Here is a 25631-nt window from a genome sequence, read left to right on the forward strand (position 1 = left end):
CCGTCAGCCGCCAAGCCTCGCCAGAATCTCGGCCTCCTTCGCCGACGAGATGCCGTGCTCGGCCCAACGGGGATGTTCCACCGGCATCCCGCCGGCCTCCAGCCACTCCCACGTATCAGCGACTGTCTCCGCGAGAGGGCGGCACCGCAGCCCAGCCGCCTGCGCCCCGGTGGAGTCGATGTTCCACACACCGGCGTGCGTGCGCCACAGCGGCAACTCGGTCCACTGCCGCACACCGTGCTCCAGCAGAACGTCGTCGGGTGCCCACACTAGGCGGCTGTCCTGCCCCGTCGCCTCCAGGCAGGCCGTGAGGAGACCGCTCATCGTCGCGTGCCCGATCGGCGCCGTCACATTGAACGCTCCGCCGACCGAAGAAGCGGCTCGATCGAGAGCGAATTCCGCAACGTCCCGGACATCCACCGGCTGAATCGCTTTCCGCGGATCCCCAGGAGCAAGAATCACCCCACCCTTCTCCGCCCGCCGCAGCCACCACGGAAGCCGCCCCACGTACTCCCCCGGCCCCAGAATCACCCCAGGACGGAGAATCGAAGCCCGCGCTTCCCCAAAGGCCAGCACCGACGCCCGCTCAGCACCCGCCTTCTGCCGGCCGTAATACCAATCCGGCCCATCCCAGTTCGCGGGAAGCCGCCCATAATCAGCATCGGCGTCTGCAGGCCCATCGAGCACCTGCGAGGACTCCGTCAACGGCTCGTCCGGCCAGCCCCGATATGCGTTAACCGTGGAGATGAAAACGTAACGGCCCGCTACGGACTCCAGCTCCTCAGCCCCGGCAAGAACGTCACGAGGTGCCAACTCCGAAGCCGATGTATCGATCACGGCATCCCACGGCCCGTGCTCCGCCAGCCTCCGCAGGTCTCCTCGCACCATGCGGTCCCCGCGGATCTGCCGCACCCCTTCCGGCGCGACGCCGGACACCCCCCGGTTGAAGGCCGACACCGACCACCCCCGCCCAAGTGCCCCCTGCACAACGGCCCGCCCGAGGAACCAAGTCCCGCCCAGCACAAGAATCTTCATGCCACCGATCCTGCCCGCCAAGGCCCTGACCGCGCCACGCCCCCCGCATTACAAGTCTTCCGGTAGAGCAGCACCGTCCGTAGGGCTGCCCCCAAATGATCTAGGGGAAGCTGGTTGCCCGGCTTTCTCTGTCACCTGGCAGGGTTGCAGCCATGCAGCCGGGCGATGCCGAGCTTGGCGTGGTGGACGCCGCCGACCTTCCCCACTCGTGCATCTCGACAGCCGCTTCGAGCCACAATCCGTCATCACTCAGAACGGTGAGTAGCTACCCCAGTTCGCCTACAGCGCTGCTTCGAGGTTCGCGAGGACAGGAATATTTGACGGCCGTGTCCTTCCGTGCAGCCTCTCCATTTCGCCAGTCACCTGCGCAGAAGCGTGTAGAGGGAAGCCTTAGCGCCGCGCCTTCCACAGACCCTCGACATACACATGCTTGGTGCGCTTGGTGAAGTGCATGGAGCCCGCTCCGTGGAACGAATCAGGTCACCCTCGCCAGAGGCCGTTGCAGCCACCTTGACCCGCCCTCATCCTGGAGCGTTCGTCAGCGGTTGAAAGGAGAATGGTGAACCATCCGCGAGGCCACGCCAGTGATCCCGACGTCATCGGACAGACGGTGGGGCTGGTCAACTTCCTGCGTGACGTGGTCCACAGCAGCCACCAACGACAGCGCAATGACCGAGGTCGTGAGCACCAGTGGCTGGCACAACTGCCGGAGTCAGTCCGCAGGCCCACTCCACGCAACGACGGTGTGCTGCTAACGCTCGACCACGTGCCGCAGAGCACGCCGCCCGACCTCCCCACCTCGCTCGACGGCTGGGTGGATCCGGCGCTCTGCCTGGATCCGGACGGGGGTGATCCACCTCTTACGGAGCAGGGCCCGGGGCATGAATTGGTGCATGTTGCGGACAGTGAGGAACAGCAGGAAGGAGAAGGCGTCCTCCGCCGTGAAGAGGCCGGTGACGTACTGCGGGTCTATGGCACATGGCTGGACCGGTGGCGCAGATGGGCGGAGCGGGAACGTGCGGAGCGGCCCCTGCGTGAACTCTACGACCGGCTCTACGCATGGCACCAAAAACTGGTCCAGGAGGACGACCAGACGGAACTCGTCCTGGCTGTTGGGCTGTTGACCTCGGTCGGGCCGAATGAGGACGTGGTGCACCGGCACCTGCTCGCCCAGCGGGTGGAGACGTCGACAGATCGCCGTACCGCGAAGCTGACCGTGCGACTGTCACCGGAGAGCGCCCTGCGGCTTGAGGACCAGGACTTCCTGGACAGCGATGACGGATGGGTACGCGAGCGTGGGGCCGCCCTCTCGGAGGAGATCACCGCTCGGGCGATGAATCCGCTGAGTCCGGAGGCTCTGGAGCAGCTGGCGCAGTGGCAGGAGCGTGCGACCACCCGTCCCATGGGCTTCAGCGCGGAATGGGAACCGCCTCGTGCCCAGGAGCCAGGGGCCCGGCTCACGTACGCGCCGGCCTTGGTCATGCGCCCGCGCAATCTCAATTCGCTGCTGCGATTCTACGACCAAATCGCAGAGACAGTGGCTTCGGAAGGGCACGCTCCGCTCGGCCTGGCCCAGATGGTCCGTACGCTGGAGGCCGAGGAGCGTTCGGCCTGGGACGGGGCCGGCAAGGCGCCGTTGTTCGGCGACGATCCGCTCTTTCCCGGCAAGACGAACGCGCAGCAGCGCAGCGTGCTCGGACGTCTGGAGCACGACACTGGGGTGGTGGTCCAGGGGCCACCCGGTACGGGCAAGACCCATACGATCGCCAATCTGGTCTCCGCACTGCTCGCACAGGGACAGCGGGTGCTGGTGACCAGTGCCCGCGATCAAGCACTGACTGTGCTGCGGGAGAAGCTCCCGACTGCGGTGCGGGACTTGTGCGTACTGCTGCTCAGCTCCGCCCGTCACGACGGAGCGGGTGAGTTGGAGCGCACCATCAATGCTCTCATCGACCAGGTGGCCGGCAGCGACCCCGACGAACTACGTGCCGAAATCCGCCGCCTGAGTGGCGAACGCGACGAGGTCCGCGGGCACATCGAGACGATCACAGAACAAGTGATCTCGCTCCGTGAGGCCGAGTACCGCCACCGAAGCGTGGCGCCGGGGTACGCGGGAACGCTCGCCGAGATCGTGGAACGGGTGCACGTCGGCACCGAGAAATACGCATGGATCGCCCCCGTACCGGACACTGCGGGAGACGTCCCGCCCCTGGCCGTCGAGCAAGCCCAGGAACTCCTTCTGCTGCTGCGCGACGGCGCGGGTGAGCCGCGTGCAGAGGGTGCGCTCCCGGACCCTGGCGAACTGCCTTCCCCTCAACAGGTCGCGAACGTCTTCGCTGCCAGCCACCTCAGCGACGAAGGCCTGTCCGCGGAGACAATCGAGATCCGAGACACTCTCGCCGGCCTCGACGCGTCCGTGACGGCCGAGCTGGCCTCCCTTCTCGATACCTGCAAGACGGCCCTGCACCACCTTGGCGCCCCCACGGACGCCACCCGCTGGGACCTGGACTCGTGGACCACCCGGGCGCTGACGGACCGACTCTCCCGGGCCGACCTGGCTCTCTGGGGGCGTGTGGCTGCCGCTGCGAACGAGATCCGGGAGGTCGCACGGGACGTGGACGCGTTGGGCCTCCGTCTGGTGTCCGTGCCCGAGGACCTGACCGCTCAGAAGGCAGGCCAGTTGATGGCCACCGGAACTGCGCTCCGGGAGCATCTGGCCGAAGGCAAGTCTCTGCGATCCCGGTTTCCGAGCAAAGCGCAGAAGAACGCCCAGGAGTTGCTGAACTCTTGCACCGTAAACGGTCGTGCACCACAGACGGCCGAAGATCTGGACGCCGTGATGGTGCATCTCCGGGCCCACGCCACACTCGCGGGAGCGGCCACGCGCTGGCAACAGGTGAGCGCCGTGGTCGGCGCAGGGGACTTGGAAGTACGACTGGCCGAACTGACCTCACGGGCAGAGCAGCTTGAGCACGTTCAGAGCTTCGGCACGGCCCGGGAGCACATTGATGCACTCCTGGTACGTCACGGGATTCGTCTGACGATCACCTCCCGCCGGGCGTGGCAGGACTTCAACGCTGCTGTGGCCGCACTCGAGGGGCGACGCGCCGCCGACGAGGCGACCGCGCAGCTCGCCGCGTGGGACGAGCTCCTTCGTGCACCTGTCAGCGGTTCACACCCGTCCACGGAGGCCCTGGTCCTTGTACAGGCCCTACGGGACCAGACTGTGGATGCCTATGCCGAGGCGTTGGAGGCACTGGCCGCCGCACACCGACGGGAGCATCGAACGCACCGGTGCATGGAGTTACTCGGTCTCCTGCACAGCGCGCACCCTCTGCTCGCAGACCGCCTCGTGAACAGCGCCGACGATCACTCCTGGGAGGAGCGGCTGGGGCTCCTGGAACAATCCTGGGCATGGGCAAAGGCCTCGCAGTTCGTACGCGAGCAGCGTACGCCTGGGCTGGAGCGCAAGCTCGAAGGCAAGCTGGGCGAACACGAAGCCAGGCTGGAGTACGTAACAGGCGAACTCGCAGCCACCTGCGGCCGGTTGCGGTGTCTGGAGCGGATGACACAGGAACAGCGTTCGGCACTGCAGGCATACCGGACGCATATGACGTCGTACGGCAAGGGCAAGGGGCGGCATGCGGGACGCTTCCGGGCCGCTGCGCGCGATGCGATGTCCGTGGCCCAGGGCGCGGTCCCTGCGTGGGTCATGCCCATTCCCCAGGTCGCCGAGATGCTGCAGGCGAAGCGGGACGCCTTCGACGTCGTGATCGTGGACGAGGCCAGCCAGGCGGGCATGGACGCACTGTTCCTCATGTGGCTGGCACCCCGCGTGATCGTCGTGGGCGACGACAAGCAGTGCGCACCCTCAGTTGCGGGCAAGGGACGTCTGCGGGCGATCCAGGACAAGCTTGCCGCCCACCTGCCCGACATGCCCGCCCGGCTGCGGGAGCTCTATACACCACACACCAACCTCTACCAGTTGCTGTCCACCTTCTTCCCGAAGGTGGTCCGCCTCGAAGAACATTTCCGCTGCGTGCCCGAGATCATCAACTGGTCCTCAAGCACGTTCTACGACAACAAGCTCCTACCTCTGCGCCAGTACGGGGGCGAACGGCTCGAACCGCTGCGCACGCACTTCGTCGAAGGCGCCGTGGCCACAGGCCGCGACAGTCGCGTCCACAACCCCAAGGAAGCCGAGGAGATCGTCGAGTGCCTGACCCGCTTGGTTGAGGACCCTGCCTACCAGGACAAGACCATGGGTGTGATCGTGCTCCAGGGATTCGGGCAGACCAGGCTCCTGCAATCCCTCATCGAGCAACGGCTGCCGGCCACTGTCCGTGAGCACCACCGGATCCGCGTCGGCAACGCGGCGTCGTTCCAGGGCGACGAGCGCCACGTCATCTTGCTGTCCATGGTCGTGACGAACCCGGCGCGCGCCGCCGGCGGTGCCAAGAGCGACCAGCAGGCATACAACGTCGCCGCCAGCCGGGCCCAGGATCAGATGTGGCTCTTCTACTCGGTGCCGCCCGACCGCCTCAAGCCACACGACATCCGACTCAACCTCCTGACATACATGGAGAACCCGCCCGCAGCGCTGGAGGCCGCCGACAGCATCGGGCCAGTACAGCCCGACATCCGGACGGCTCCCTTCGACTCCCTCTTCGAGCAGCAGGTGTACTTGCAGATCAAGGAACGGGGCTACCACGTGGTCCCGCAGTTCCCGGCTGGCAGCAAGCACATCGATCTGGTGGTCGTCGGAGCCCGTGGCCGTTTGGCCGTCGAGTGCGACGGAGACCCTTTTCATCGCGCCACGCGGGAGCAGATCGAGAACGACCAGCGACGAGACCGCGAACTGCAGCGTGTGGGCTGGACGTTCTGGCGTGTCCGGGACAGCGACTTCCGCTTCGATCCCGACGCTGCTCTCCGCGGCCTCTGGGAAGAACTCGACCGCCAGGGGATCCGGCCCGCGAACTACACGCGGTCCGCGAGCAGCACGCCGCCCGCCGAATCCACCGCCGAGTGGAAGCCCCTCGATCTCTCCTCGGACGAGCCCCTCGCCGAGGACGAGGAGACCGAGGATGAACAGACCGACGATGACATCACAGAGGATGCCGCATGACGCAGGAAACCATTCTGGGCCGACTCGACGGCAACACCCTGAAGGAATTGGCCCGCGTCATCTGCGGCGACGAGCACCTGTACTACCGCAGAGGCTTCGAGATCGCCCAGTTCCTGGAAAACGCCGGATGGCGCAACGTACCCGAGTACGACGGCGAGTACCGCAGCGACTGGGCACTCCAGCAACTCACGGAACGCCGCGACAGCCCCACCGAGTTGGAGAAGGTGCTCATCAGGCTCGCCGACGCACGTGAGTACCTCGAAGAACCCCACCTCCTTCCGACCGTGATCAGCTCGGTCAACACCTTCCTCGTACACGAAGGTTTGCGCCTGGAGAACCCGGGCGGTCGGCCCAGGGTCGTCGTCTGCGACCCCGCCATGGCGCACCCGGGTCAGCAGGCGCCGATCGAGCTCAAGGCCACCATGACCGACATCATCACCGAGCCACGGATGGCGGCTCTCCTCCAGCGCCGCCTGGATGAAGCGCTCACCTGCTATTCCAACGGTGCCCATGTCGCGGCCATCATCATGCTCGGAAGCCTTCTCGAAGGCGTCTTGTTCACGGTGATCGAGGAACGCGACGCCTCGCTCCTACGCAACAAGAGGGGAAAGTTCATCAACCTCAAGGAGCTCATCGACATCTGCCACAAAGCAGGTTGGATCGATGTCGACGTCGAACGATTCAGTCAGGCGCTTCGCGAGTACCGCAATTTCGTTCATCCACGCCGTGAGTTCGTCGAGGCCCACACTCCCGACCGCGACACGCTCACCGTGTCCTGGTACGTCGTGAACGGCGCACTCAACGACCTCGCGGCCAGTCAGCCCCAAGCCAGCACATAGAACGAGAACGGTCGAAATTCGCAGCACTCATAACCGGCACAACAGACGAAAGAGAATACAGGTTGAAGAAGCGCGCGGCAGAGGTGCTGACAGACCTTGCGGAGTCATCGAACCTCGCAGCCCACTCGAGTTCAGAGCTGGCCGGAGACGTGAGTGCCGCGGCAAGGGACGACGATAAACAGAGGAAGGAAAAAGAGCTCGACCAGCTTCGTCGAAAGTCTAGGCTGCAGGCCCTGCCAGCAAAGGACCTCAGCCGGGTCGGACAACTCACGCCCTGGGAAGTGCTGCACACTTTCGGACGGTCAATTTCCTTGGCCCGGCGTGGAGCGGGTCGTGGCCTCGCCGAGCACTGGGGCTGCCTGAAGTACAACCAGGCTCTTTCCGGAAGCTCAAACTTCTTCATGACCCTCTCGGCCGAGGGCCGCGAAACCGCGGAGCACTACAAGGCACTTCAATCGGGAGAACTCGGCACCGGTTTCGCACTCGCGCTCGCTGAACGTCTCTTGAAGCGACGCTACCCAGATCACTTCGTCTCCATCGTTCCGGCCGATACCACCATGCGTGCAGGGTGGGCCCTCACCAGCCGGGATTCAGGCCCGAAATCTGGGTACCGGTACCGCCCGCACTTCCTCGCCGAGGTATGGAAGCCCGGCGAGCCCTCTCGCGTCTTCCCCATCGCGAGCAAGGGCAATCACAGTGGGCCTTCCGCTTCGCATAATCAACTCGCTTCGGCTTCGGCTCACGTAGAGGCGTTACACATAGGAGAATGGGGCCAGACACCGTGCCTAGTGTTCAGCACGGAACTCCCGCTCGATGGGCCGCTCACTGTGCACGCACTTGAGGCCCAGGGGAGCAGCGGTTGGCTCGACGCCCCGGCACGCGTTTTCGACCACGCGTTGGAGGACGAAAACATCTACCCCGGCATCCAACCACCCACACAAGGCGATAGCCCCTCGGAGCTCGAACCCGGCTATCACGTGAAGCCGGAACTCTACGCATGGTTCCAACATGCCCTCGCCCGCACAGCCGCAGCTAGCCTCACCGCCTTCGCAGGGGATGACAGGGCGACCGCTCCGTACCTCACGAAGAGGCAAGGACAGCGACACTTCACAGGCTTGACACACGCGGCCACGGACAGCGTCCAAGATGCGCGTCATAAGCTCCTTGGAATCGACTTTGTCGGGACGGACCATGTCTTCCGGCTAAACCGAAAGCGAGTCGAGGCATTCTCCGGAGTCGCGAAGGACCTCTTCCATCACCTTGAGGAGGGGAGGGTGGATCAGTACCGCCGCGAGACCTACGCACGCCGGTCCACCTGGCCGAGCGATACCTGGGACTCACGTTGGAACGGCCCCGTCTCCGTGCACCCTGACGGATCGGTGCTGGCTATACGCCTACTCCCCCGTTCCCGTTAACTGCTCGGTGGTAATTCCCCAAGACCGGCTGGAACATACCCATGCCTGCCCCACAACGTGGGCAGGCATGGGTAGCGTCCTGCCTCTCAGTGTGGACGCCCGTCGGGCCGCGGCTCATCTCTGCGTCACGGCCTCCGTCGGCCAATGCGGGATTTCCCCCCTTTGGTTCATGTCGCTTGCGTGAGCAGGCAGAGGAAGATGAAACGTCCAACTACCCCAGCGTCAAGCTGAGTACTGCTTGCCCGTGGGCCCGCTCCCCGCGAAGGCGAGGGAGCATCAGTTCGAACCTGCCAGGAGTACTACTCAGGTCCCGAGGCCCCCTGCGAAGCCGCAGCCTGATCACCGATGCGAAGGGCGCCGCGGCCTCTCGCTCCTGAGCAGCGCCGACGGGCTGTCAGCAGAACGTCTCTCCCGCCGCGATGCCCGCGATCGCCCGGGGAGACGTCGGTCGGCGACTGATACGCCGCTCCTCCAACGCACGGAGGTGGCCGGATGCCGCTCCTCCCCTCGACCCCGGCTATCAGCAGCGAACGTCCTCGTGCCAAAGTCGCTGAACGGATCGGACAAGCACATAAGCGAACGCGAGGAGCAGCACATGCGCGACGGGGGACCGCAGTGGACACTCACCGTGCCCACAGGCGGCGACACGCTCCGGCAGGAGCGCCTCACCCGGGATCTGCACGACAGCCTTGAGAGGGCAGACGGTCTCGTCGTCGGCTTTCATGACGCCGAAGGGCCCGCCGAACCGGGCCGTAAGGGTACGGGCGTGGGCGAGGTAGCTCTCTGGGCCGCTACCACTGCCACCGTCGTTCGCCCGGCGTCCCAGGTCCTGATCACCCTGATCAAGGAGTGGTGCGCCAAGGAACGACACCGCAAGGTCGTGGCCACCATCGGGGGTGACTCCATCGAGATCACTGGACGCCCTGATGCCGCGCAGGAACGCATGGTCCGCGAGTTCCAGGACCGGATCTCCGGTGACGGCGGCCCCGGACCGGATGACAGCGCGGCGTGACCCGCCTCCATAAGCGCCGGGCTCTTCTGATCGGCAACGAGCACTACGACGACGGCCGCTTCTCGCCACTCGCCTCGGTCCGAGCGGACGTATGGGGACTCGCCCAGGTCCTGGAGCACCGCAACATCGGCAACTTCGTCTCGGTCCAGAGAGAATCCGATCTCACCGCGGACGACATGCGGGCGGTCATCGGTGAGTTCCTTCAGGATCGCGACGAGGACGAGCTCGCGCTCGTATACGTCTCCGGGCATGGTGTACGCACGGTGCGGGACGGCGGCGAGTTCCACTTCATCGCCAAGGACACCGACTACGACAGAGTGGCCGCGACCGGTGTCAGCGCCGGGTTCCTCAACGACTCGCTGGAAGAGTGCGTCGCACCGCAGAAGATCGTGATGATCGACTGCTGTCGCAGCGGCGGGTTCGCCATGGGGCTGCGTACGTCGGACCGACGACCTGACAGCTCCGTGGCGAAGTCCGGCGAGCAGCCTCCGCTGACCAGCAGGGGTGTGTACGTCCTGTCGTCCTCACGGGCCGGGGAAGACTCGTTCGCCGACACGGGCGACGGCGATGACGTGAAGCCGTCGGCGTTCACCGGTGAGGTCATCGAGGCGCTGCGCACGGGGAAGGTCAGCAAGGACGGCGGTAGCGAAGTACAGGTCAGCGACCTGTTCCACTATGTGAACCGGCGTATGCGTGCCAAGGACGGTGGCCGTCAGGTGCCGGTGCACTCCGCGCTCGGCGTCGACGACCGAATCGTCATCGCGGACAGTCCATTCGGCCGGGCCCCCGCCCTCGAACCCTTGAGTCCGCGCCCCCTCCCCAGCGCCGAGGAGCCGCCACGGCCGCACGCCGCGAAGTCTGCTCATACGCAGCCCACCTGGGCCGGCCTGCTGGACTACTACCGCGAGTGCGTCCTGGCCGAAGGCGCCGAGACGCCTCTGATGGAGGTGGGCCACCAGAACACGTCGTACGTATGCCTGGATGGCGCGGAGAGGTTCATCTCCGGCGACGTGGACGACGATGGATGCACCGCGCTACCGGAGGAAGCGGCCTCGCTGGTGGATGCGGCGGCCGAGGAAGACGCGGAGCTCTGGGCGGGCTACCCGGCCGTGGTCCTCACCGGGCCGCGCTCCGGAAGCCCCTGGCGGCACCCGAAGTTCGCGCCGCTTCTGGTACGCCGTGTCGAGATCGTCCAAGGCGAGGGCAAGGTGAGGCTGAAGCCGTACGGTCCGGTCCAGCCGCATCCTCAGCTGGCTCTCGACTGGCTCGGCGAGGAGGAGGCCACCCAGCTCATCAACACGTTCCAGCCGTCCTGGCATCGAGGGCAGCACGACCGTATGGCGTTGGAGGCACGCAACCTCCTTACGCAGGAGTTCGAGCTGCCGTGCGTGCAGGAGCTTCGGCCCGACCAACTCGCCGACCGCATCGACGTCCGCACACCCGGCCACGGCGCCCGCAACACCGCAGTCCTTTTCTCGGCGCGCCCCCAGACAGGCTTCACCAAGCGCCTGCTCAACGACTTCGCCGACATCGCCAAGCGGACCGACCAGATCGAGAAGACCGCCCTCGGGGCCCTCGCGCCCGAAGCCTCGCAGCGTGACCGAGTCCTCAGGCACACGGAACCAGAGCCAAAGCGCCTCGTGACGCCACTGCCCTCCAACGAGGCGCAGACGGCGGTGCTCCGGTCCGCCATGACCCGCCGACTCACGGTGGCCACCGGCCCGCCCGGCACCGGCAAGAGCCAGTTGGTCGCCAATCTCGTCACCACCGCGATCTCCGCCGGTCAGACCGTACTGGTCGCGTCCACCAACAACGAGGCCGTGGACGAGGTCTGGCGCCGCTGCGACACACTGGTGCCCGGCAGCATCGTACGCACAGGTTCGGCGCGGAAGAACGCCAAGAACAACGCGGAGAACGAGGCCGCCGCACTGCACAGACTGCGCACCGGCCCGGAGCCATCATCCACCGTGGCCACGGCGTCCATGGAGGCCACCCTGGCGGCCGACCGGCTGACAGAAGTACGGCGGAACCTGGCGCACATCGCGGAGACGGAGCTGCGGCTCCGCCGGGCAGGCGAAGCGCGCGACCACCACGCCGAACAGCTCGGGGCCGCCGTCGCCGCACTCCAGGACCTACTCGGTCGTCTGCCCCGGCCGAGGGAGTTGGAGGACAAGGCGCGCCGTCTCTCCCACGCGCGCTTCCTCGGGTCGTGGCGCCGGGCCCGGTTCCTGCGCAGGGCCGGCCTGGACAGGTACGACGGTGATTCCGCCGCGGGCTGCCTCGCACTCGCGGGCTTCGCCGCAGCCGAGAAGGAATGGCGTGACGGGCACGAGCACGCGGCCTCCGTGGACGACACAGCGCTCTCGCAGGCACTGCGCGATGCCGAGAACAACGTTCAGGACGCCTCACGCACTCTCCTCGCCACCACGGTGCAAGCCGCTGCTTGGGCAGGGCGCCGCCGCATCCTCGATCTGCTGACCGCTCAGGAGGACGGCAAGCGCAGCGACTGGCCACAGATGCGGAGGGTTCTCGGCCGCTCAAACAGCGCGACGGATGCGCCCGCGGTGGCCGGGTGGGCCGTCACCAGCCTCTCCGCCCGGCGTTTCCCCCTGGGCCCGGCCCTGTTCGATCTCGTCGTCATCGACGAGGCCAGCCAGTGCGCGATCCCGCATGTCCTGCCGCTGCTCTTCCGCGCGCGGCGCGCCCTCGTCATCGGCGACCCGATGCAGCTCACCCACATCACGAAGACCAGCCCGCACCACGAGGCGCTCATTCGCCGCGGCAACGGGCTGCGGTCCGACTGGCTTGAGAAACACCGCCTTGCCTACCGGCGCCACTCCGCCTTCCACGCCGCCGAACGCGCCGCGGGCGGCACGTTGCTTCTCGACGAACACTTCCGCTGCCACCCGCACATCGCCGCGATCTCCAACGACCTGTTCTACGACGGAGGACTGACCGTCCTCACCGACACCCGCGGCCGCCCCGCTCTGCAGCGTCCCGCCGTCATCTGGACAGACGTGCCCGGACGGGCCACCCGCCCCCGGTTGGGTGGCTCCTGGGTCAACGAAGACGAGATCCAAAAGGCGCAGGACAGCGTCAAATATCTGCTGGACCAGCTGCCGCCCGAAGCCACCGTCGGCGTCGTTACTCCCTTCGCACCGCAGGCCGAAGCCCTACGGAAGCGGTTGCAACCGTACGACGAGAAGCGTCTGCGCATCGGTACGGTGCACACTTTCCAGGGCGGCGAACGCGATGTCATGGTGTTCACCCTCGTCGCCGGGGACGGCATGCATCCCGGCGCCGTCCAATGGGTCGGCGGACAACTGAACCTCTGGAACGTCGCCGTCACCCGCGCGCGAAGTCACCTCATCGTGGTGGGGAACAAGGAGCTCTGGCGGAAACGAGGAGGCGTGGCCGCCGCGCTGCTGGAGACCGCGGAGCGCGACGGCGTTCCCTCGCGTGACAGCAGCGAAGACGTGCTGCACAAACGCCTGTACGAGGCACTGTCCCGCGAGGCGGGAACCACTGTCACGCTGGGCAAAACCCTTCACGGGCATCCGGTGGACGCTCTGGTGGAAGGCGTCGACACCGCCCCTAAAGCTGTACTGCTCGACGAAGGAGTCGAAGAGGGCGCCGACGCGGCACGCCACCTCCGGCTCATGCTGCACCGGCGGAATCTGCTGAGCAGCGGGGACGGCGAAGTCGAAGCCACTCGATGGCCGGCATGGAGGCTGTACGAGACGGATGAGCAGCGGGGGTGAGCTCAGGCCCCGCGACCTGATCCGGCGGGGGCTCTCGCTCTCCGTACGCCCGCCTCCAGCGCGTCCGGTGGCGAGGATGCCCCTGTGTCCCGCCACGGATGGCCGTCCGGTCGCGGCGGAAGAAGACCTTTATGAGGCCCACGGGCTGGGGCCCGGCCTATCAGGAGGGCACGCGATGGAACCGAGAAGTGCTGCGGCGGCGGGAAGCGAGTTCCCCTACACCGCTCGGACCACCTGCTACATCGAGATCCACAAAGACGGCAGCGTCGCCCACGGGACAGACCGGGCGACGTACGAGAGGGCAGTTGCCGGCGAGTCGAGACTGTACGCGGTGTGGCCCGGGAAGTGGTCCAGCCATCTGTTCGTGATCGACGATCTGGACGAGTACGCCAAAGCCCACGGCATCAAGCACGACGTACAGCGGACCGGGCTGGCCGAGCATGTGCACCAGGTCCGGTGGACCAAGTCGGGCGGCGAGCAGAATCCCCGCAGTCCGTACATCGGCATCGAGGTAGTGCTGGACTGCGGGTGCAAGATCGACAGCCTCGGCGTGTTCGCCGCGCAGATGCGAGAGCAGAAGGGCTGGGCTGTGGCCACCTCGGTCGGGTGGAGCCGCTGCAGCGGACCCGAGGGCACCACGTACTCCCTCAGAGTCCGCCGCAAGAGCCTGGCTTCCTGAACTATCCCGGTCAGGACCCTCAGGGACGCTGCCTGACGATCAGCGACGGAATCCGCGGTGGGGATCTCGCGCCTGGACATTCAGGAACGGTTCGAACCAGGCCGCGGCACGGAGATCACCGATGCCCATGTGCTGGTTCGTCTCACCGGCCGGGTCCTCGATCCCGTCGAGGCTAGCGTTGTAAAGCATCAACACGTCGGTGTCCTGGAAGAACACTTCGGAGCACATGTCGAAGTCGTAGTCGTCACGGTGGGTGGGCAGCCTCCCGTGGTCGCCAGCGGCATCGCCTTCATCCCTACTGTCTCCCGCGTCACGGATGGCGAGATGCAGGGCAAGTTCCTCGGCCGTGCAGGTGGGCTCCGGCCACTGCCCGCGTTCGAGGTCACCGGCGAGGTCGTCGGCGGCCCGGGCGAACCGGCGGCGCCACTGGAGGTCGGCCGAGAAGGTCAACTTCGGGAGATAGGCGAACACTCCCCAGTGGCCGTCGTGCTCGTCGGGCACCACGGGCCTGTCACCGAGCTCCTCGCTGTCGTCGTACGCCTGGTCGGCGAGCACGCACAGCTCCGTGTAGAGGACGTCGGCGGTTCGAGGGGTGAGTTGCCACTGGCACTGCTCGTCTTCGCACTCCGGGTCATCGCAGTGCGGTGCCTTCATCGGGAACAGCTCCCCGAAGTCCAGGTCCTTCCCCTTCGTAGACGGATTCGCCTGCTCCCCTCGGCGGACAGCCGCCGAGTACCGCCAGCCTGCACCGAAGTTGGCGACAACCGCTTCCTCGCTCCAGTCGGCGACCTCGTGCCCCTTCTCCGTGCGCAGCCTCAACCCCTGAGAGGCGTCCGTGACCGTGTCCGCGCCCTCGATCTCGCTGTCGGATTCCCCAAGCCACATGACGGCTCCGACGATGTCCTGAGGGTCGTCGCCCTCGGGGTCCTCGTCCGCCAGGGGCTCCCAGCCCGCGCTCCTGGCCGCCTTCAACACGGCCTGCTGGTCATGTACGTGGAACTCTCGGAGTACTTCTACCCGAATGACGGGACCAGCCAGGTCAGCAAGCCGGGCGTCGTCCCGGGTGCGCACGGCGCGCGTGACCGCATCGGCGTCTTCCTCGTCCGGGTCGTCGTCAATGCCATCGGCGATCTGCTCCCACTTCAGGAAGCTGCCTGAAGACATGGGCCAGACGCCCGCGAGCGCGTGGCGTACGGCATTGCGAAGGGAGGAGGCCGGAGCATCAGGCATCTGGGCACACAACTTCTCCAGCGGCTCGGGCTTCCAAGCGTCGGCAGAAGAACTGATGGCCCGCTCAAGGATGGCCACTGCCTGCTGCGCGAGCTCAGGTTGCCTGCAGGTGAGAACGGCTTGCAGTGAGACAGGCCCCTCTCGGTGGTGAACGAGAGCGAGGATGCGGCTCTTGCTTGGGGTGTGCTCGCAGTGGAAGCCGCGGAGTGCGGCCAAGGTCGGCTGAGCAGACATGCGGAGGACTCCGAATGGTGGGCGCACGAGGGCCGTGCGTGGAAGCGAGTGGAGTTCCGCTGGTGGGCACGGTGCTGACGCGCCTCCGGACGGCGAAGACTGGGTGCGCTCGGTTGGTTCCCCCGGTACTACCGGGGGTCCGGACCTGGCTTCCACAGTTTACTCACACGAAGCGGCCGAGAGCGATGGAAGGGGCTGGTTCCGAGATCAGGGTTCTCCGTAGCGATCTCGACTCAGCCGGGGTGGGCCTTCCCTGGATGTGGGCCCACCCTTTCCTTGGCTGACTATGTGGTCAGGCCTTCCGGCCTATGGACGTTGCCGGTGGCCTCATCGCGGCAGTCTTGCCGAGACCTGTACCGCTTCTGTCTCCGGAGAAGCCGGCAGCCGTACGAATGTCCAGCGCGTCAAGGATGGGCTGTAATTGTTTGGACAGCAGGGTTGCCGTGAGAAGCTCCTGGACTTCGGAGAAGTTCCTTCAGCCGACGGCCTGACCAGGTGCTCGATCTGCAAGAAGGCTGTCTGACTCCCGAGGAACCCCGGCAGTGCGCGTTCCGATACCGGCGAACCGGACCTCGCGCGAAGGAGCAGGAGCGGTCCCCGCCGGCGGCGAGGGCTTTCGGCCCCAGCAACATGAGACATGGTCACCCCGCGGACAGTAGAAGCACAGATAGCGGAAGTAGGCGTTCTTGGTCAGCAGTTGCTCCCGGGCATACGCAATGAGTCGGATCGCCCGAAGAGCGATCTCCTCCGCTCCCCGCTCACCAGGCGCCGTCGCGAAGGGCTCGATCGACTGCGCGGACCGGCCTTGGATCTCGGCATCGGCCAAGAGCCCGAACACCCACTTCGACAGCTCGGCATCCAGCTCGTCGAGCGAGGCGATACCACTGTGCCCATCATCGATGGTTCGCGTAACAGAGGAGAGCCATGCGTGCTCCTGATAGGTAGCGATGAGGTTGTTACCTACAGGCCCGAGACAAGCCCACAATGGCAAACATTCCCTTCCAGTACATAGTGACATGCGCCATACGGGGGTTGGCTTCCCCCGCCAGGAGAGCTCTCGCATCCGCCCCTGCACACTTGCGTGCTCCGGCTATCGACCCCATAACTTCGCCGGGTTCGTGAAGCGCCCGCCCAAGCCGTAGGGGACGCATTGAAGCCCGCCAAGAACGTACTTCTCGACCTCGACGCGTCGTCGAACATCTCCGTCCGATCCAACGAGGAACTGCTCGGCAAGGTGGAATCCGCCGTCGCCGCGGACGACAAGGCACGCAAGAAGAAGGAGGCTGAGCCGCTCCGCCGCAAGCCGGTCCTGTCCCAGATCCCAAGGAATGAACTCGACCGCCAGACGAGGGTCTCCATGTGGGACGTCCTGCACACGCTCGGCCGGGCGACGACCCTGTCCTGGAAGGGAGCCGGTCGCGGCCTTGCGGAGCACTGGGGAGCCCTGAAGTACAGCCAGGCCCTGGCAGGCGGCCCCGACTCCTTCCTCGGACTGACGGCCGAAGGACGGAAGATCGCCGAACGGTACAAGAACATCCAGTCGCACGAGCTCGGCATCGCCTTCGGACTCACACTCGCCAAGCAGGTTCTCCGGCGCAGGTACCCCGAGCACTCCGTAAGCATCGTCCCCGCCGACGCCGTCCTGCGCGCCGGGTGGGCTCTCACGAGCAGGGAGAAGGGCAACAAGGTCAGGTACGGGTACCGGCCGCAATACTTCGCGGAGGTCTGGCGCCCCGAGGAGCCGTCCCTCGTGATCCCCATCGCCACTAAGGGCAACCACAGCAACGCGGCCATCTCGGCCGGGCAGTTGGCGTCCGCATCGGCACACGCCGAGGCCGTGCACATCGGCGCGTGGAACGAGACCCCGAGCCTGCTGTTCAGCACGGAGCTGCCCGCAGGCGGCACCGTGACCGTCCACGCACTGCAGGCACCGGGCCGGGACGGCTTACTCGCCGTCCCCTCTGGCGGGAGCAGGGCCGACCTGGACTCCGATCCGGTGCAGGAGAACCCCTTTCCGGGAATCCAGCCGCCCCGGGAAGGAGGTATGGGCCGCGAGCCCGTGCCCGGCTGCCACGTGACCCCCGAGTACTTCGGATGGTTCCAGCAAGTTCTCGGGCATACGGCGGCGGCCGGGCTCATGGCCTTCACCGGCTCCGGCCAGGGCACCGCCCGCTACCTCACCGAGCGGCAGGGCAACGACCGCTTCGACGATTTCGAACACGCCGCTGCTGGCAGCGTCCAGGACATCAGCCACCGGCTCCTCGGACACACCTACGCCGGCACCGACCACGTGTTCCGGCTGAACGGACCTCGCGTCGAAGCCTTCTCCGGTATGGATGAGCAACTCTTCCACCTCCTCATGGCAGGGAAGGCCGAGGAGTACCGCGTCCGCGTACACGCGGCCCGACACACCCGTCCCAAGCTCGCCTGGGACAAGAAGTGGGGTGGCCCCGTCTCCGTCCATGCGGATGGGTCCGTCCTCGCCATCCGTCTGCTGCCTGGTCAGCGAGTGAAGCGCAGCTAGCGGACCGTCCCGAAATAGCCGGAAGGTCGAGCGCGGGATCTGCGAGAACTGCCGAAGACGCAGGCCACGGGCCCTATCCCGCAGATCACACCAGGTGCCTTCTAAGCACTTGGCCGCAGGTTCGAGTCCTGCCGGGGGCACCACTGGTGCATCGTCAGTTTAGCGACGTTTTCGCAGGTCAGGCTGCATCCGCTTGCCTGCCCAGGCGAAACGGACCACCTCCCTCCACTGAGGGCAGAGTCCGGCTGACACCGGCGAAAACCGGGCTTCTACGGGTATCCGTCGCACATACGTCCCACAAAATTGAGGCCCCGGAACCACCCGCGAGCCCCCTCCGAGTGCAAAACTGAGTGGCCTCGGAACCGTCTTCCCGGCTCCGAGGCCACTCTCTTCACGTCGCCACCTTCGGCAGGTCCTGGACGCCTTCGATCCGTTTCAGGTAGTCGCCCAGTTGGCCGACGACGCAGCGCGCATAGGTGGCCAGCAGTACCGGCACGCTGCTTCCGGCCCACTCGGCCGCCTGGGCCGGAGGGATGCCACTGTTGAGCCACGTCGTCAGGCAGGTGTGACGCAGGTCATACACTCGCCTGCCGGTCGGCGACTTGAACTCGTGCTCGGACAGAATCGCCTTACGGGCCTTGCGCCAGACACGCCGGAACACCGAGCCTGCCAGCATCCCCCCCTTCTCTCCGGGGAACAGGTAGTCCGTCGGCTTGAGATTGCACTCCTTGATGAGCTCACGGAGGAGTGCGACGAGGGAGGGGTGGATGGGTACGGGGCGGGTGTCGCCTTCGCCTCGCCCCTTAAGGCCACGTTCCTCGTGGACGTGGCCGGTATCGGTCCACTGGCTGCCGACTTCGGGCTGAGCTTCATGAACGAGGAACTCGCCCCACCCACTCTCCGGCAGCGTAGCGTCGCCCACACGTAGGGCGACGGCTTCCTCGGGACGAAGCCCCGCGCAGTAGAGGGTGGCGAAGAAGGCCCGGTAGATGCGTCCGCGACGCGGACGCTTACCTATCCAGTCCAGCATCTTCGCGACCAGGTCACGGTTCAGCAGGCAACGCTTGTCGACGGCCGGCGCCGTCTTCAACGCCGCGCGCGCCCCCTTGCCTTTGGGGAGGGGGTTGATCTTGAGGTAGCCGTGCCTGAGCGCATAGCCCATAGCCAGGTTCGTGATCCGCTCATTGCGCGTGACCGAGCTGGCGGCTGCCGCGGTTCCGTCCAGCCGGGTGCCAAGAGCCGCGACGACCCGTTCGACCGTCTCGGTCTTCTCCCAGGAACTCATCGGGAGGGAATTGCGCTGAACCCAGTCGAGTATCTTCTGAACCTCGGCCGGTACGGGCTTGTCGGGATCAGTGCGGCTTCTGCTGTTGAAGGCGTACTCCCGTAGCGCCCTGCGCACCTCTACTGGGTTGAAGTGGCTCGGCGGCGGCTGGCGCAGGAGAGCAATGGTGGCAGGCGTAAGCGCCTTGGCCATGCACTTCCGGGTGTTGGCGGACGCACTGGGCCATTTCCAGTCAACGTACTCGACCGCGAAGTCGTACCAGTTGACCTCGGCCGCCTTGGACGACCAAGACACCGGAAGCCCCGTTTCGATGATGAACGGCTCGCGATTCCTGTGCGCAGTCATCAGCTTTGAGCGCTCGTCATCGGCTACAGCACTCTTCTTGTAGGTCTTGCTGTGCTTCTTGTGGGCGACCTTCCACCGGACGGTGTAACTGTTGCCCTTGGCCCTCTTGTTCGTCTCAATCGCGTAGAAACGAACGTCCAATGAGCTTTTATCCATCAGGAAGGGGCCTCGCAATCCAAAAGCCAGTTTTCGAAATCGTTGCGCCGTATTCGGAGAGATCCATTAGGCAGACGGATACAGCGTGGTCCGCACCCCTTCTGCCGCCAGTCGTAGAAGGTCGACCGGGCAATCTGTAGCTCGTCACAGACCTCGTCGACGGTGAGCTTCTCAGCAGATCTGGTCACTACAGCCATGACGCCACCCCACTGAAAGGGGCGATCTCATCGCCTACGCGAAACCCAGAAGAGGGCACCCGCCCTAGCTGAATGAGGGCAGGCGGTATTACGGATCGGCACATACGAACGGGTATTCCTTGCGGAGGGGTGCGCTGGATGACGGGGCTGGTCCAGCGAGCACGGAGCCCACTCCGAGGGCGGAGCGCTCTCCAACGAACAGGGGCTGCGGGCTATAGGGCAGCAGCAAGCAGCGACCGCTCGTCCTCCTTTGCGAATTCATGCGGATCTGCCTACTGCGTCCGCTACGGCTCCACCGCCAAGCACAGCCGTGTGCGAACGACTTAAATGCTCCGGATGATCCCCGGTTTGGCTAACCGGGGATCATCGGCTATATAGGGGTGCCGCATGAAGTTCGCTGCCGAGCACTGAGCAGGAAATCGTCAGGAATCGGGGTGGCCGCCGCCGAGGCTGTACGTCGCGCTGTCCGCGGCCAGGGCGAGGAGGCCGTCGTCGGCGAGGCGGCCGAGAGCACGGGCAATTGCCGGCTCGCGGATGCCGAGGGCGCGCGCGATCTGTTGTGCCGTCAGGCCGGGGTGGACGGCGACGTGGGCGAGGACCACTCGGTCACGTCGGTAGTCCTGTTGCGACAGGCCCTCAGCGAAGAGCCCTGCTGCGCAGACGCACAGGCACAGGGCGGTGGCGAGGGCGCCGTGATCCTGACCGCGTTGTGCGGTCCAGGCGTTGATGCTTCCGAGGGTGAAGAGGATCGGCGCAGAAAAGCGCAGGGAGAATCGAGTGGCATCGTGCAGGTGGACTCCTTGGGTCGGTGCCTCGGGCGAGGCGGGTCAGCGAAGGGGCCAGTCTCTGTGCATGCATGGCAGGCGCGGGTAATTTCCGGTTGGGCTGAGCCTCAGGCCCCTTCGCTGACCGGGTGTTTCGGGGACGTTGTACGTTGACATGGTCTCGGGGGCGTATTCCAGTCCCTTGGGGCTTTTTCTCGTCTGCCGTGGGCGAATGCGCTCTATCGAGAAACTGATCGTTACCCGGCGCCGAGGAGATCTCCGGCTCCTCGGTCGTGCAGTTGCTGGGCAACGCGGACGATGACGGCTGGGTCGTCGCCAACCTGCTGAACAACCGTCGTGCCCACGGAGTGCCTGCCGTCAGGACTGAATACGAACGCCTCGACGCGTACGTGGGTGCCGGGTTCGTCGTAGGCGGCGTGTACGGAGCAGGCGGTGTGGCAGTCGCCGCCCAGGGCGCCCAGGATGCCGCGCTCGATCCGCAACAGCCGCGCTGCTGCCGGATCGTTGACGGCGGCGAGCAGCTGGGCCGCGAGGGCGTCGCCGGCGCGGTGTTCGACGATCACGAATCCGGCGCCGGTGGCGGGCAGGAAGGCGTCGGCGGGAAGGACTTCGGCTGCGCGGTCGGCGAGTTCGATGCGTTGCAGGCCGGCGTAGGAGACGACGAGGGCGTCGAGGTGCGGGGCGGTGCCGGGTGCGTCGAGGCGTGCGATCCGGTTGTCGAGGTTTCCGCGCATCGGCGTGACGGTCAGGTGGGGGTGGCGGGCGCGGAGTTGGGCGGTGCGCCGGGGAGCGATGGTTCCGACGATGGTGCCGGCGGGGAGTTCTGCGAGGGTGGTGGGCGGTGTTCCGGCCGGGAGGACCAGGGCGTCGCGGGGGTCTTGGCGGGTGAGGACGGCGCCGATCTCGATGAGGCTGCTGCGTTCGTGGGGTCCGGGGAGGTCCTTGGCGCAGGAGACGGTGAGGTCGGCTCGGCCCTGGATGAGGGCTTGGTCGAGTTCGCGGACCCAGGCGGCTTTGCCGCCGATGGTGTCGAGGGGTCCGGTGTGCCGGTCGGCTGTGGTGGTGATCTCGGCGAAGTGGGTGGCGAGGCCGGGGTGGGCGTCCTTCAGCAGGCTGGCGACGTGGGCGGCCTGGGTCATGGCCATGGTCGACGTGCGGGTGCCGATGATGGTGCGGCTGGGGGTGGGGAGGTTGGTCACGGGTGCCTCTGGGGCCGGAGGCGGCAGGTGCTGGCCTGGCCGCCTGAGCGGAATCGGTCGGAGCGGGCGCGCTGTTCACCGGCGGGTGGCCGGGGCGGCTCGCGCTGCCTGTGACCGCGGCAGAACCGGAGCCCGTCTCGGGCGATGCCGGACACCTTACCTACCTGCAGCCCGGACAGCGGCTCACCCCGGCGGCGGCGACAGCGGACGAACTGCTGGAACTCGACGTGCCCGACCTCGACATGGAGTTCCGCCGCGGCCGGGTCGGGGAGAAGGGCGGCGACAACGCGTACGTGCACTGGGAGACCCCCACCGCCCGCCTGCTGCCGCGCCTGCTCCAGGGCCGTATGACCGGTCCGGTGTTCCTCGCCGACCGCCGGGCCCCCGCCTCTGGCAAGCGCGCCCCCGCTATCGCCGACATCGACCCCGCCACGGGCCGGGGCCGGCTGTCCTATCCCCGGGCGGAGTACCTGTTCAAGGCCGCGTCCAAGCTGCACGACCCGCACGGCAGGGGCTACACGCTGCACCAACTGCGGCACTCCGGGCTCAAACACCTCGCGGAGAAGGGCCGTTCCGCCCCCGAGCTGCAGGCCAAGTCCCGGCACAAGCACCTGGGGACGCTGGGCCACTACGTCAAACTCGGCGAGGAGACTTCTGCCCGCGTCACCGCCGAGAATGACGAGCACAACCGCCGCCGTCGGCGCTGACATCCGCCCGGCCGCGCCCGCCACGAGATCAAGGGAGCCCCATAGAATTCCGGCCGATTGAGCGCGTCCCGCAGGCGTTCCAGCAGTCGGTGAGCACCGAGGAGATCGGGAAGGTCTGCCGACGGGCCTTCGGGGGCGCCGCCGCACCGGTGTCCGCCGTCGAGCTGGGCACGGGGATGTACAACAACGTGTACCGCGTGAACCTGGCCGGGCGGGACCGGCCGGTGATCCTGCGGGTCGCGCCGGAAGAGGGCCGCCAGTTCCACAGTGAGCGCCACCTGATGCGCAACGAGTACGGCAGCGTGCCATGGCTGGCGGTGATCGCGCCGCTGATGCCGCAGGTCCTCGCCGCGGACTGGTCACACAAGGTGATCGGCCGGGACTGGATGCTCCAGACCCACCTGGACGGCGTCCCGGCTCCGGAGCACCTGGGGACGTATCCGCGCACGGCGTGGCCGGCGTTCTTCCGGCAGATGGGCACCATCGCCCGCTCCGTGCACGACGTGCGGGGACCGCACTTCGGGCCCGTCGGCAGCCCGGGGTACGGGACGTGGAGCGAGGCGGTGATCACGTCGCTGGAGGAGATCGCCGCCGACCTTGACGGTGCCGGCCTGGACGCGGCCGACGTACGGAAGGTCGCCGCGGTGGCCGCGCACGAGCGGGCCGTGCTCGACGAGGTCACCGAACCGAGGCTGCTGACCGGGGACCTGTGGACGGTCAACGTGATGCTCGACGCCGAGGCTGCGGAGCCAACGATCACCGGGGTGCTCGACATGGACCGCACCTGGTGGGGCGACCCAGCCGCGGACTGGACGATCCGCATGGCACTGGCGAAGCAGGACGAGCGCGTGGCGTTCTGGGAGGCGTACGGGGAGCGGGACGACTCTCCCGCCGCAGTATGGCGTTCACTGGTCTACGAGATCCGGCACCTCGGCGCCGTCCGTCTGGAGCGCCACCGGCTGGGCAACGCCGCCGGGGTGAAGAACACCTACGACGCCGTGGCCGCCGTTCTGGCCGACTTGGGCTGACGTTCCCACACCACTTGTGCGCCGGGTCGGTTGGAGGGCTCAGGCGGATACGGCGGTGACGGCGACTCTGCGCAGGAGGTGGGCGGTGGGCAGGCGTCGGCGGGCTTCGCTTTGCAGTCCGGCGAGCGCGGTGTCCGGGCCCGGTTCGCCGAGCTGGAGCGCGACGCGGTAGATGTTCTGGTAGGTGTCGGTCCAGGCCGGACGGGCGTGGCAGTGCACGGCGGTGAACCCGGCAGCGTGCAGGACCGCGGGCCAGTCGCTGTGGCGGTGCCGTTCGGGGAGTCGTGGGTCGCCGGGGCTGAGCGGGTGCCAGCCGGTGACGACGAGACGTCCGCCTGGGCGGAGAATCCGGCGGGCTTCCTGGGCTGCTGCTGCGCGGTTGTCGGCGTACTGGAGAGCGTCGATAGAGACGGCCGCCGATACGCTCGCGTGGGAAAGCCCGGTGGTGGTCAGGTCGTTCACCACGAAGTGCGCCGTGCCTTTCATCGCGTAGGTGGCGGCCCGTTGCCGGGCTTGGGCCACCGCGACCGGCGCGAAGTCGATACCGACCAGGTCGGCGTGCGCCGCACGGGCCAGCCACAGACCGGGGCCGCCGCGCCCGCATCCGAGATCGGCCAGCACCTGGCCCTCCTCCAGGGCCAGTTCGGCGGCGATATGGTGCAGCAGATCGACGCAGAGGAAGGAGAACGGTTCGGCCTCCGGCGGCAGCGCCGGATCGACGATCCGGGTCACCCGGCTGAAGCCTCCGGAGCGGGCTTCGTCGTGGAACAGCGCGTCGAACTCGCCCGGCAGGATCGCCGAAGGGTCCTCTCGCCCGATGTGCGGGGTGCCCGGCTCACGGTGCACGGGTTGCCTCCCTTTCCGGGCCCGGCCCGGGGACAGCGGGTGATCCCGCGCGGTGCGGCGCGCGGTCGGAGTCGACCACGACGGTGATCCGGGCGAGTGTCTGCTCGGCTTGGCGCTCGACGGCGGCGGGATCAGGGCCGGTGACGATGAAGTGGCCGAGGCGCCCGCGGTTGGCCTGTGCCGGTCCTACGGTCTGGCCGACGGCCGTGCGCAGGTGGACGGCGGGCACCCCGGGGCCCTCCTTGGGCAGGCCGGTCACCGCGGCCAGGCGGCCGGTGCGCGGGCTGGTCAGGAACCGTACGCTCGCGTACGCGTAGCGGGCCGGGGTGAGGTGCGCGGGGCGGCCGAGGGCGGTGTCCAGGAGGGCCGTCCACGGGTCGATTCCCAGCGCGTGCCGCAGGAGGACGCCGATGTGTCCGGCACCGAGGCGGGCACCAATCTCGATGACCGCGCACCGCCCGTCTCCGCCGACGATGACCTCGGTGTGCGAGGCGCCGTTGCGGATGCCCACCGCGGCGATCGCCCGCTCCACCTCATGGTGCACGGCCCGCTCGGTGCCCGGGGGCAGGGCTGCGGGCAGGCTGTGACCGACTTCGACCCGGTGGGCGCCCGGGGTGACGGTCTTCCGGGTGGTGCACAGATGCGTGGTCGTCCCGTGCTGCGTGATCGATTCGACGCTGTACTCGGTGCCCTCGACGTAGTCCTGGACCAGGACACGCGGGTCGGGCGGCAGGCCGTACATGCCGCGTGGGGAGCGGGCGACCCGATCGAAAACCCTGGTCGGCCGGATGGGCTCATCCCCGCAGGCGCGGGGAGCGGCCTGGTTGGGGCTGGCGAGTGCACACCCCGTTCGGCTCATCCCCGCAGGCGCGGGGAGCGGGTTCGCCTCCAATGCCCAACGGCACGCGCGGCGGGCTCATCCCCGCAGGCACGGGGAGCGGGTCCATATTCAATTGCCCCTTTCGTGAGGGTTGGGCTCATCCCCGCAGGCACGGGGAGCGGGCCGGTGCATTCCTCCGGGACGCGCCCGACTGGGGCTCATCCCCGCAGGCACGGGGAGCGGCAGAACGCGACCGCGGTCACCGCCTTCTCGTCGGGCTCATCCCCGCAGGCACGGGGAGCGGTCCGGCCATCCGGTGATCCGGGCGGTTGCCGCGGGCTCATCCCCGCAGGCACGGGGAGCGGGACTGGATCCACCAGCAGGATCCCGACCTGCTGGGCTCATCCCC

17 protein-coding genes and 1 CRISPR repeat array are annotated in these 25631 nt (G+C 67.2%); of the genes, 9 read left to right on the forward strand and 8 right to left on the reverse strand.

Features of this window, described 5'->3' with window-relative positions:
• Nucleotides 1–3 precede the first annotated feature (3 nt).
• Entirely contained in the window at nucleotides 4–1035 is a 1032-nt protein-coding gene (locus LIU39_RS27500; RefSeq protein ID WP_227049602.1) for an NAD-dependent epimerase/dehydratase family protein, read from the reverse strand.
• Nucleotides 1036–1591: 556 nt separating this feature from the next.
• Between LIU39_RS27500 and LIU39_RS27505 the strand changes: the two genes are divergently transcribed.
• The 6 genes from LIU39_RS27505 (at nucleotide 1592) to LIU39_RS27530 (ending at nucleotide 13866) form a co-directional block, all read left to right on the forward strand.
• Nucleotides 1592–6160 carry a PDDEXK-like endonuclease domain-containing protein gene (locus LIU39_RS27505; RefSeq protein WP_227049603.1) on the forward strand — a complete coding sequence of 1523 codons (4569 nt, stop codon included), beginning with the start codon at nucleotides 1592–1594 and terminating at the stop codon, nucleotides 6158–6160.
• Nucleotides 6157–6999, forward strand: coding sequence for a hypothetical protein (locus tag LIU39_RS27510; RefSeq protein ID WP_227049604.1), 843 nt, complete (start codon nucleotides 6157–6159; stop codon nucleotides 6997–6999). The genes LIU39_RS27505 and LIU39_RS27510 overlap by 4 nt, the downstream gene beginning before the upstream one ends.
• 62 nt (nucleotides 7000–7061) lie before the next feature.
• Entirely contained in the window at nucleotides 7062–8414 is a 1353-nt protein-coding gene (locus tag LIU39_RS27515; RefSeq protein WP_227049605.1) for a hypothetical protein, read from the forward strand.
• Between the two features lie 595 nt (nucleotides 8415–9009).
• Nucleotides 9010–9426: a hypothetical protein gene (locus LIU39_RS27520; RefSeq protein WP_227049606.1), complete on the forward strand. Its 417-nt coding sequence runs from the start codon at nucleotides 9010–9012 to the stop codon at nucleotides 9424–9426.
• Nucleotides 9423–13187, forward strand: a complete 3765-nt coding sequence (locus LIU39_RS27525) for a caspase, EACC1-associated type (RefSeq protein ID WP_227049607.1) — start codon at nucleotides 9423–9425, stop codon at nucleotides 13185–13187. Before LIU39_RS27520 ends, LIU39_RS27525 begins: the two co-directional genes overlap by 4 nt.
• A 175-nt stretch (nucleotides 13188–13362) precedes the next feature.
• A complete protein-coding gene (locus tag LIU39_RS27530; RefSeq protein ID WP_227049608.1) occupies nucleotides 13363–13866 on the forward strand; it encodes a hypothetical protein in 504 nt (167 codons plus the stop codon).
• A 39-nt stretch (nucleotides 13867–13905) separates the two neighbouring features.
• Here LIU39_RS27530 and LIU39_RS27535 read toward each other — a convergent pair whose 3' ends face one another.
• The gene (locus LIU39_RS27535; RefSeq protein ID WP_227049609.1) at nucleotides 13906–15330 is read right to left on the reverse strand and encodes a hypothetical protein; all 1425 of its coding nucleotides are present in this window, start codon (nucleotides 15328–15330) and stop codon (nucleotides 13906–13908) included.
• 1150 nt (nucleotides 15331–16480) lie between these two features.
• Here LIU39_RS27535 and LIU39_RS27540 point away from each other — a divergent pair.
• The gene (locus LIU39_RS27540) at nucleotides 16481–17854 is read left to right on the forward strand and encodes a hypothetical protein (protein WP_227049610.1); all 1374 of its coding nucleotides are present in this window, start codon (nucleotides 16481–16483) and stop codon (nucleotides 17852–17854) included.
• Nucleotides 17855–18245: 391 nt separating this feature from the next.
• Here the strand turns inward: LIU39_RS27540 and LIU39_RS27545 are convergent, their stop codons facing one another.
• The 4 genes from LIU39_RS27545 to hemC form a co-directional block, all read right to left on the reverse strand.
• The gene (locus LIU39_RS27545; protein ID WP_227049611.1) at nucleotides 18246–19640 is read right to left on the reverse strand and encodes a tyrosine-type recombinase/integrase; all 1395 of its coding nucleotides are present in this window, start codon (nucleotides 19638–19640) and stop codon (nucleotides 18246–18248) included.
• Nucleotides 19640–19837, reverse strand: a complete 198-nt coding sequence (locus LIU39_RS27550; protein WP_227049612.1) for a helix-turn-helix transcriptional regulator — start codon at nucleotides 19835–19837, stop codon at nucleotides 19640–19642. Before LIU39_RS27550 ends, LIU39_RS27545 begins: the two co-directional genes overlap by 1 nt.
• A 422-nt stretch (nucleotides 19838–20259) precedes the next feature.
• Nucleotides 20260–20439 (reverse strand): MarR family transcriptional regulator, encoded by a 180-nt coding sequence (locus tag LIU39_RS27555; RefSeq protein WP_227049613.1) that lies wholly within the window; start codon nucleotides 20437–20439, stop codon nucleotides 20260–20262.
• A gap of 419 nt (nucleotides 20440–20858) precedes the next feature.
• Entirely contained in the window at nucleotides 20859–21821 is a 963-nt protein-coding gene (gene hemC, locus LIU39_RS27560; RefSeq protein WP_227049614.1) for a hydroxymethylbilane synthase, read from the reverse strand.
• A 110-nt stretch (nucleotides 21822–21931) separates the two neighbouring features.
• On the opposite strand from hemC, the gene LIU39_RS27565 reads away from it, so the two are divergent.
• Together LIU39_RS27565 and LIU39_RS27570 are read left to right on the forward strand one after the other, a co-directional pair.
• Nucleotides 21932–22528 (forward strand): site-specific integrase, encoded by a 597-nt coding sequence (locus LIU39_RS27565; RefSeq protein ID WP_227049615.1) that lies wholly within the window; start codon nucleotides 21932–21934, stop codon nucleotides 22526–22528.
• Between the two features lie 89 nt (nucleotides 22529–22617).
• Nucleotides 22618–23556: a phosphotransferase family protein gene (locus LIU39_RS27570; protein ID WP_227049616.1), complete on the forward strand. Its 939-nt coding sequence runs from the start codon at nucleotides 22618–22620 to the stop codon at nucleotides 23554–23556.
• A gap of 39 nt (nucleotides 23557–23595) precedes the next feature.
• Here the strand turns inward: LIU39_RS27570 and LIU39_RS27575 are convergent, their stop codons facing one another.
• Nucleotides 23596–24402, reverse strand: a complete 807-nt coding sequence (locus tag LIU39_RS27575) for a class I SAM-dependent methyltransferase (protein ID WP_227049617.1) — start codon at nucleotides 24400–24402, stop codon at nucleotides 23596–23598.
• Nucleotides 24392–25144 carry an ATP-grasp domain-containing protein gene (locus tag LIU39_RS27580; RefSeq protein WP_227049618.1) on the reverse strand — a complete coding sequence of 251 codons (753 nt, stop codon included), beginning with the start codon at nucleotides 25142–25144 and terminating at the stop codon, nucleotides 24392–24394. Before LIU39_RS27580 ends, LIU39_RS27575 begins: the two co-directional genes overlap by 11 nt.
• A gap of 48 nt (nucleotides 25145–25192) precedes the next feature.
• Nucleotides 25193–25587: a CRISPR direct-repeat array (repeat unit 29 nt; unit sequence GGGCTCATCCCCGCAGGCACGGGGAGCGG).
• Nucleotides 25588–25631: the final 44 nt, after the last annotated feature.

The organism is Streptomyces pinistramenti (genome assembly GCF_020564935.1).
Taxonomy (GTDB): Bacteria; Actinomycetota; Actinomycetes; order Streptomycetales; family Streptomycetaceae; genus Streptomyces; species Streptomyces pinistramenti.